This is a genomic window from Streptomyces sp. NPDC014727 (genome assembly GCF_043083485.1).
Taxonomy (GTDB): Bacteria; Actinomycetota; Actinomycetes; order Streptomycetales; family Streptomycetaceae; genus Streptomyces.
On sequence record NZ_JBIBYR010000001.1, the window covers coordinates 325,939 to 334,106 of the forward strand.

The window sequence follows — 8,168 nt, forward strand, 5'->3', positions numbered from 1 at the left end:
CCCCGTGTTACCGAGGATTTCCGCGTTACGCGCGGGCTCTGAGCAGGGTCTCGAAACCGGCGGCGCGGATCCGGCGCACCAGTTCTTCCTCACTGGTGCCCAGCGCCTCGGCCGCCCGCGCGAGCCGCCAGTCGGCGTCGGAGAGCCGGTGCAGCAGATGTCCGCGCCGGATCTGGGCCTCGGACAGCCGGAACGTCTTCAGATACGCGACCTGCCCCTTGTGGTCGGTGATCGTCTCGCCGATGTGGCGGCCCTCCCCGTTACGGAGGAACGGCGGCAGGAACCGCCACAGCGTGAACGAACCCATTCGGTACACCCGGTCGAAGGTGTACGGGGTGTCCAGCAGCTCGCTCGCGAACAGCGTGCCGTGCGCCTCGGCCCACTCCCGTTCCTGCGCCAGCGCCGCCGCCCGCAGACCGGCGAGCGTTCCCAGCCGCGGACCGTCGGGAATGCGCGCCGTGAACTCCGGGACGGGCGCACCGTACAGCGCGTACTGGTGGACCAGTTCCCCGTACAGATCCTCGATCAGCGAAGGGTGCAGCAGGCGGTAGTCGTCCGGATGCGGCGTCACGAAGGCGGCGGCGAGCGCGTCGGCCGCGTACACCATCACCCCGCACTGGCCGGGATGGATCTCGAAGGCCCGCAGCGCGTCACCGAGCCCGCGCACCGACCACCCCAGGTACGCGTCCTCGGCGCGCGGGGAGAGCCCGTCGCGCAGCGCCCGGCGCGACCACTCCTCCCAGGCGACGGCGGGGCCACCGAAGTGCAGGGCGAGGTAGCCCTCCAGCGCGAGGTGCAACGGCAGGAAGCGCAGCCGGTCGCCCGGCTGCCGCTTGGCCATCCGGTGGTGGTGGCGCTGGAGCCGGGCGGTCCGGGGCGGCGGGTTCCCGGCCGGGGCGCCCGGTCCGGCGCCGAGCTGCGTACCGTACGCGGCGGACTGTGCGCCCTCGCCGGACCAGTCGGCGACGAAGCCGTGGGGGATGTACGAGGTGTAGCGCGAGCGCGGACCGATGTCCACGACGCCGTTCCCGTACCCCGTGTAGAGCACCCGGTGCAGCCGGAGTCCCTCGACCGGCTGCTCACGCACCAGCGGCACCAGCCGGATGCCGCCCCACACCTGCGCGGGGCGGGCGGCGAGCCCGGACAGTTCGAGCCTGTTCACGCCGCTGCCCCTCTGTGCTCACCGGTGAAACGTGCGACCTGGCGGTCCAGATAGGCGTACAGGGCCGCTGTACCGGTACGCCCCTCGGCGAACTGTGCGATCTCCACCAGCGCGGGAAGATCCTCCGCGTCCCGGATACCGGCGGTGGGGACGCCCGGTGCGAGGTGCCGCACGTCGAATCCGTCCGCGTCGTATACGGGGTTCACATGCACCACCGCCGTGCGCCGGTCCGGGTCGAGCCGGGTCCGCCACACTCGCAGCACCTCGCCCGCGAGTCCGGACGGCGCGTTGTCCCAGCCGTCCGAGACGATGACCAGCCGGTCCGGACCGCGCTCCAGGGCGTCCAGTACCCGGATGCCGAGTGGGGTCGGTCCCCAGGGCCTGGCCAGCAGCGGATCGGTGCCGCCCGAGGTCCACAGCGCGGTGTACGCCCCAGGCGCGGCCAGCGCCTCCAGCAGGAAGTGGCAGGCCAGCGCCACGGCGAGCGGACGACGCCGCTTCTCGCCCGATCCGGACGACGAGTAGCTGTCGTCCAGTACGGCGGCGACCCGGCCCCAGCTCCCGGCATGCGGTCCCGCCGTACGGCGGGCGGCGGCCCGCAGGGCATGGGTCAGCTCCTCGCGGTGGAGCCGGCGCGCCCCGAAGCCGAGCGACAGGACGTACAGGGCGAGCCGGGTCAGCGGCATCACGGTCAGGTCGACGCCCTGGGGCAGCGGAGCCTCGTCCCCGGCGGTGCGCCGGCCCAGGGTCCGCAGCCGCTCCAGCCGGGTCATCCTCGGCACCGCCCGCTCAAGGAACACCTCGCGCTTCATCCCGTGCCGGGCGGCGAAGCCCTCCGCGACGGTGAAGGGCAGCTCGTCGACGGCCCCCTGCTCGTAGTGGGCGCGCCGCCACGCGTCGAGCAGCCGGTGCCGGTAGCGCGGCCGACGCCCCGGCCGGAACAGGAAGTCCCCCGTCTCGTCCGGCTCGTCCGGCCCGTCGAACCGAAGGTGGACATGGCGCGCGGCGGTCTTCAGACCGGAGCGGTACTTCACCGCGTCGTGCGCCTTGTCCGGCCGGGCGGCCAGCCAGTCGCGCACGATCGCGCGGGTCCGCCGGTTGTTCACCTTCGCCCCGCGCAGCGCCCGGAACAGCCGATAGACGCGCTGCGGCGGCAGCTTCGCCAGCCGGGCGGCGATCAGCCGGCCCTCGGTGCGCTTCTCCTCGGCGGTCGCGTCGGCGGCGGTCTCCAGCAGCCCCTGGACGATGCGCGCGGCGTTGTGGTCGTTGATGTCGAGGGCGAGCGCGGCGGCGTACACGCGACGGTAGTTGACCCGTACGTACTCATGGAGGAAGTCCAGCGAGAGTTGCTGCTGATACGCGGTCGTACGGAACTCGCGCTGTCCGGTCGCGGTGATCGCCGCGTTGACGAAGAGGAGCACGTCCTCGGCGGCGACGAGGCCGGAACCGGCCCCGGCGCGCGCGGTCTCGCCGCTGGTCGTCATGGTTTCCCCCGTGGTGTCGCCCGCCCTGGTGCGAAGGGGCGGAACGCCGGCCGGGGAATGGGGGCGCGAACAGCGAAATCAGTGCTTCAGAGGCAAGTCCCGGAAGTCGCGCCGGAGTCCCGCGGCCGGCACCGCAAACGTAGCCAGGAAGTCCACGTGGCGCCAGTTCAATACGGGAGCGGTCCGGCGAACCCGGCAGACTTGCCCCATGACGACTCTTCCCCCGACCTCGTTGCGTATCGGCCTCGTCGGTGCGGGCCCCTGGGCCCGGAACACCCAGGCCCCCGCCCTCGCAGCCCACCCCGGCGTCGCTCTGAGCGGCGTGTGGGGCCGACGGCGCGAAGCCGCGGACGCGCTGGCCGCCGCCCACGGCACCACGCCGTACACGGGCGAGGCGGGCATCGACGAGCTCTTCGCGGCCAGCGACGCGATCGCGTTCGCCGTGCCGCCGGACGTCCAGGCCCCGCTCGCCGCCCGCGCCGCCGCCACCGGCCGTCATCTGCTGCTGGACAAGCCGGTCGCGACCACCGTGACGGCAGCCCGCGAGGTCGCCCGGGCCACGGAGGACGCGGGGGCGGCGTCCATCGTCTTCTGCACCCTGCGCTTCGCGGCCGAGACATCCGACTGGGTCACCGAACAGGCCGCCGTGGACGGCTGGTTCACCGCCCGCGCCGAGTGGATCGGGGCGCATTTCGCCCCCGGCACGACCAGTGAGTACGCTGCCTCCCCCTGGCGCCGCGAGAAGGGCGGTCTGTGGGACGTCGGCCCGCACGTCCTGTCGGTCCTGATCCCCATCCTGGGCGACGTCACACAACTGACCGCGGCCCGCGGTCCGTCCGACACCACGCACCTGATCCTCCGCCACACCTCCGGTGCCTCCAGCACGGTGACGCTCGCGCTGGGCGCCCCGGTCGGCGCGGTGGGCGCGGAGATCGAACTCAGGGGCGAAGAAGGAACCGTCGCACTGCCGCGGTGGAGCGATCCGGTCGGCTCCTTCCGGTCAGCGGTGGACGCCCTGATCGACTCGGTGCGCACAGGGGAGCCGCACCCCTGCGACGTACGGTTCGGCCTGCGTATGACGGAGCTGCTGGCCGAGGCGGAGGAGCAGGCGGGGAAGTAAGGGGAGCGGGGCGTGGGGCGGCGGGCGTGTCCCTGCGCATGAGGAACTATCCATCCGTTCCGCCCGCCCCGTCAGCACCCCGCCCGGACGGGGGAGGTGGTGCGACGGCCCGGTGAGCGGTGTGCAGGAAGCGTCGGACCGCGACCGTCTCGCTCTCGTCGAATGTGCGCAGCACTGCCACCGTGTCGTCGATCAGCGGCCCGAAGAAGGACCGGCCCAGCTCCACGGCACGTGGCGTCACGCTCAGCAGGACCCGTCGGCGGTCCCGCGGGTCACGGGCGCGAGCGAGGTGGCCCAGGCGTTCCAGGCGGTCGATGAGTGACGTGGTGCCCGCGGAGTTGAGTCCGAGCTGTGCACCGAGCCACCCGGCCGTCGCGTCCGTGCCGGCCCGCCCGGCGTCCAGCAGACAGATCAGGGCCCGCACATCGGTGGGATGCATGCCGTGCCGGGTGGCGAACTCGGCCTGGCGCAGGCCGAATTCGACCGTCACCTTGCGCAGCAGATGGACGATCTCCAGCTCGGGCCCCTGGTCGGTCATGCAGGCGCCTCCTTTCTCCGATCACCTTTATTGTCTCGCTGAGCGAGATAATATCGTCGGTATCCGACCGGGGAGGCCTCCCATGACCACCGCTACGTCATTCCTCGCCGCGTACGACGAGGTCCTGGCGGCCAAGTGGCCGACGGGCACCCGCAGCACCCGGGTCCCCACCCCGTACGGCACCACCCACGTCAACAGTTATGGTCCCGAGGGTGCCCCGTCCCTGGTGCTGCTGGCCGGCGGTGGCTGTACCTCCACCGTCTGGTACGCCCAGGCCGCCCATCTGGGCCGCACCCATCGCGTCCATGCCGTCGACCTCGTCGGTGACCCGGGCCGCAGCGTCGCGGGAAGGCGCCCGATCCGTACGGTGGAGGACCTGACGACGTGGCTCGACGCGGTACTGGACGGCCTGAACGCCGACGGGGGCGCACTGTGCGGGCATTCGTACGGAGCCTGGATCGCCCTCCACCATGTGCTGCACGCGCCGGCCCACCGCGTCCGGAAACTGATCCTCCTCGACCCGACCCGGTGCTTCGCCGGTTTCCGCCCCGGCTATCTGCTGCACGCGCTGCCGATGCTGCTCCGCCCCGGGGCGAAACGGACGCGTGCCTTCCTGGAGTGGGAGACGGGTCATGCCGAACTCGACCCGGTGTGGCTGCAACTGCGCTGCGCCGCAGTCGGCTTCCCGTCCGCCCGCCCCGTCACCGGACCCCGCCCCGCGCCCGGGTCCCTGGGCGGACTGGATGTGCCGACCCTGATCCTGCTCGCCGAACGCAGCCGGGCCCATGACGCGGCCCGCGTCGCCGCGGCGGCGGCCCGGCTGATCCCGCACGCGCGGACGGCGGTGATCCCCGGCGCGACACACCACACCCTGCCGCTGCACGAGCCGACGGCCACCGAACTGAACAGCAGGATGGAGGACTTCCTGAGGGCCGAGAGCTTGCGATGACCCGGCCGCTCCCGCCCCGCGACGCGTTCAGCGCTTCATGGCGTCCCGTACCGCCTCGTCCGTGCGTGCCACGACGGCGGTCCCGTCGTCGGCCGTGATGATCGGACGCTGGATCAGCTTCGGATGCCCGGCGAGCGCCGAGATCCACCGCTCTCGTGAACCGGCTTCGCGCGGCCACTCCTTGAGCCCGAGTTCCTTCGCCTCCGCCTCCTGCGTCCGTGTGATGTCCCACGGCTCCAGCCCGAGCCGGTCGAGCACCGCCCGGATCTCGTCCGGCGAAGGCACGTCCTCCAGGTAGCGGCGGACGGTGTACTCAGCACCCTCCGCGTCGAGCAGTTCCACCGCGCCGCGGCACTTCGAACAGGCGGGATTGATCCAGATCTCCATGGGGCCAACGGTACGGGAATGACGTTCCGAAAGCCCCGCCGGCCAGCGACGATTGTCAGTGGTGGGCCGTAAAATAGAGGGAGTTCGTGAGGGTTCCACGACCGTGCCAGGAGGTTGCCCATGGCCGTTGCCGTAGTCACGACCGAGCCGCTCCACAAGCCGCTGCGGAAGAAGCCGCTCCCCGCGGGCCGGCCCCGCGAGTGGTACGTCACCCACAACCGCCGCCTGAAGGCCATGCGCCTGGCGATCGCCCTGCTCGACACGGGCGTCTACTACCCGTCGACCGCGACCAACGACAAGATACACACGATCGCCGAGCGCGTCGGCATCCATCCGCCGTCCGACACGACCTGCCGCATGGTCCGCGCCCTGATCCGATACGGCCGCTGACGATCGACTGCTCGCACACGCGAAGCCTGTGCCCTCGGAATCCCCGGGGGCACAGGCACGTACGACCGCACCCGGATCGGCCCCCCGCAGGTGGCAGTGGCACGGCCCCCGGACGCCGAGGCCGTCCGGGCGGTCCCGTCCGTCCGCCGTCACGACGCAGGCCTCCGGGACGCCGCAACTCCAGGGGCAGCCCTTCCCTGAGTGCCACTGCTGCTCCGGACCTCACCCGTCCGGCGCACACGGCATGCGGTCCCGGCCGCCGTCCTTTTGACTGAGGGGATGGGCCGGTGCTGGGAGGCGCGATGACGAGGAAAGTCGCGCGAGGTCCGCGGGCAACCGCCCTGCGGCACTGATCGCACCACAACAGCGCTGCTCTGCCCGCCAGGGATTACGGGACAGCCCTCAGGCTCCGGGGTGCGCCGGGCCCACGGTCTGCCGGGGGCAGCCCGCCGGTCCCCGCGGTGAGGACGGTCTCAGCCGGCTGGTGGCTGGAGCGACTGCCCGGTGCCGTCGGAGGAATCCCCTGGAGGCAGATCCGGCGGGGGTGGCGGCAAAACATTCACGACGGCCGGAGTTGGTGGATTCGAAGGAGTGGGCACCTGAATGAGGAAGGGCAGGAATACAATCCGACTGCCCGTATTCAGAGCCCGCTGCGAAACCCGGTAGCAAACAGTCTTGTTCGGATTGTTAATGGCTGTGTAGCACTCGGCTGCCGACGATGCGACCTGGGAATTATTCGGTGAGGCAACGGAATCGCTCGCTGCTGTGCCCAATATGCCGGCCGCCAAGAAGGAGGCCGCCGCTGCGACACCGATGTTTCGCAAGGTTGTCTTCTTCATGTTCATCAGCCCAAAGGCTCGGAGTGAACTGGAACGTCCCATCAGCGCGCCGAGGCTTCGGTGGCACCGGCATCATGGCTCAACGGGGACGATTCTCGTAGAACTGGTACTGGGCGTCGACCATCATCGTAGCGTTCGGTCCGGCCTGCTGCTGGCCCGTCTCGTTCAGCTGGGTCACATTCTCCGGGTTGCGCCTCGTACGGCACTTGTTCCAGCCGTCGAAGTGCCTTCGCGTACATTTTCTCATCCTTCTCCTGTTCTTCGGTTTTTCCCGCGCACACCGTACCGGTGCCCAGTGAACGGTCGCCGGAGTCAACTCCCCAGTCATGGCTGGTTGAATACGAAAAAAGATTTCGGCGCGACATTTTCAAAGAGGACGCGCAAGCTGTACGAGGAGGGATTCCGGGATTCCGCTCGGAGTTGCTGCTGCCCAGTTCCGTCACTACGTCAGCGTTACGCCGGAGCCACGCCGTGGCTGTGGCCGCCGCTCACGACGGTGACGGGAAAAGCAAGCACAGTGCCGAAAAGGAGAAAACCGTGAGAGGAAACGTCGTCCTGAGTTCCGCCGCAACAGTCGCGCTCGTCGGAGGACTGGCTGCGACCACTGTCGTACCTGCTTCCGCTGCCCCGACCGCGACGTGTCGGGTGGTAGCAAGTACCTTGACGGGAGAGAACTTCGATCCCAAGGGGACGTTCACCGTCTCCCCCGGGGGAATGATGGTGCGACCTTCTTCTGACGGTCGTATCGGACCGACCGCCGTAACGGGCGCGGGCAGCTTCGCCGTAGGCCCTGTGGCCTGCACCGGCGGGGGATCGGCGACATCGGCAGGAGCAGGTGCAGCCGCTGCCGCAGCTGCCGGAACGAACGCGGCACAAGCGGCGAGAAGCAGGGGCGCTTCCCCGCAAGAGGCGAGGGCGCAGGGCGTAGCGGCGGCACAGGCCACGGGGAGAAGCCTTGGCCTGTCGCAGACGGTGATCAACCAAGTCGTCAATCAGACAACCAACAACCTGAACCAGATCATCGGTTCCACCATCGGTGGCTCCGTCATCGCGGGGAGCGGTAATACGGTCGGCGGCGGTAACACGGTCGGTGGCACGACTGCGCCGACGACCGGTGGCGGGACGACTGCGCCGACGACCGGTGGTGGCACGACTGCGCCGACGACCGGTGGCGGGACGACTGCGCCGACGACCGGTGGTGGCACGACTGCGCCGACGACCGGTGGTGGCACGACTGCGCCGACGACCGGTGGCGGGACGACTGCGCCGACGACCGGTGGCGGGACGACTGCGCCGACG

At 70.6% G+C, this 8,168-nt stretch carries 10 protein-coding genes; 3 read left to right on the forward strand and 7 right to left on the reverse strand.

What is annotated here, in order from left to right; translation table 11 throughout:
* Positions 1 to 25: 25 nt before the first annotated feature.
* On the reverse strand, positions 26 to 1,162 hold the full coding sequence (locus ACF1B9_RS01480; RefSeq protein ID WP_391741929.1) for a hypothetical protein: 1,137 nt from the start codon (positions 1,160 to 1,162) through the stop codon (positions 26 to 28).
* Positions 1,159 to 2,646: a hypothetical protein gene (locus tag ACF1B9_RS01485; protein ID WP_391741928.1), complete on the reverse strand. Its 1,488-nt coding sequence runs from the start codon at positions 2,644 to 2,646 to the stop codon at positions 1,159 to 1,161. Before ACF1B9_RS01485 ends, ACF1B9_RS01480 begins: the two co-directional genes overlap by 4 nt.
* Positions 2,647 to 2,854: 208 nt before the next feature.
* Between ACF1B9_RS01485 and ACF1B9_RS01490 the strand changes: the two genes are divergently transcribed.
* Positions 2,855 to 3,766 carry a Gfo/Idh/MocA family protein gene (locus tag ACF1B9_RS01490; protein ID WP_391741926.1) on the forward strand — a complete coding sequence of 304 codons (912 nt, stop codon included), beginning with the start codon at positions 2,855 to 2,857 and terminating at the stop codon, positions 3,764 to 3,766.
* A gap of 46 nt (positions 3,767 to 3,812) precedes the next feature.
* Here ACF1B9_RS01490 and ACF1B9_RS01495 read toward each other — a convergent pair whose 3' ends face one another.
* Positions 3,813 to 4,304: a MarR family transcriptional regulator gene (locus tag ACF1B9_RS01495; protein WP_391741925.1), complete on the reverse strand. Its 492-nt coding sequence runs from the start codon at positions 4,302 to 4,304 to the stop codon at positions 3,813 to 3,815.
* Between the two features lie 82 nt (positions 4,305 to 4,386).
* Here ACF1B9_RS01495 and ACF1B9_RS01500 point away from each other — a divergent pair, with 82 nt between their 5' ends.
* Positions 4,387 to 5,253 carry an alpha/beta fold hydrolase gene (locus ACF1B9_RS01500; RefSeq protein WP_391741924.1) on the forward strand — a complete coding sequence of 289 codons (867 nt, stop codon included), beginning with the start codon at positions 4,387 to 4,389 and terminating at the stop codon, positions 5,251 to 5,253.
* Between the two features lie 27 nt (positions 5,254 to 5,280).
* On the opposite strand, the gene ACF1B9_RS01505 is transcribed toward ACF1B9_RS01500, so the two are convergent.
* Positions 5,281 to 5,640: an arsenate reductase family protein gene (locus tag ACF1B9_RS01505; protein WP_376472295.1), complete on the reverse strand. Its 360-nt coding sequence runs from the start codon at positions 5,638 to 5,640 to the stop codon at positions 5,281 to 5,283.
* A 120-nt stretch (positions 5,641 to 5,760) separates the two neighbouring features.
* On the opposite strand from ACF1B9_RS01505, the gene ACF1B9_RS01510 reads away from it, so the two are divergent.
* Positions 5,761 to 6,030 carry a hypothetical protein gene (locus ACF1B9_RS01510; RefSeq protein WP_391741922.1) on the forward strand — a complete coding sequence of 90 codons (270 nt, stop codon included), beginning with the start codon at positions 5,761 to 5,763 and terminating at the stop codon, positions 6,028 to 6,030.
* A gap of 473 nt (positions 6,031 to 6,503) precedes the next feature.
* Here the strand turns inward: ACF1B9_RS01510 and ACF1B9_RS01515 are convergent, their stop codons facing one another.
* The 3 genes from ACF1B9_RS01515 to ACF1B9_RS01525 all read right to left on the reverse strand — a co-directional run.
* A complete protein-coding gene (locus tag ACF1B9_RS01515) occupies positions 6,504 to 6,875 on the reverse strand; it encodes a hypothetical protein (protein WP_391741920.1) in 372 nt (123 codons plus the stop codon).
* Positions 6,876 to 6,948: 73 nt separating this feature from the next.
* Positions 6,949 to 7,116, reverse strand: coding sequence for a hypothetical protein (locus tag ACF1B9_RS01520; protein ID WP_391741919.1), 168 nt, complete (start codon positions 7,114 to 7,116; stop codon positions 6,949 to 6,951).
* 745 nt (positions 7,117 to 7,861) lie between these two features.
* A partial coding sequence (locus ACF1B9_RS01525; RefSeq protein ID WP_391795888.1) for a hypothetical protein occupies positions 7,862 to 8,168 on the reverse strand: 307 nt, incomplete at its 5' end.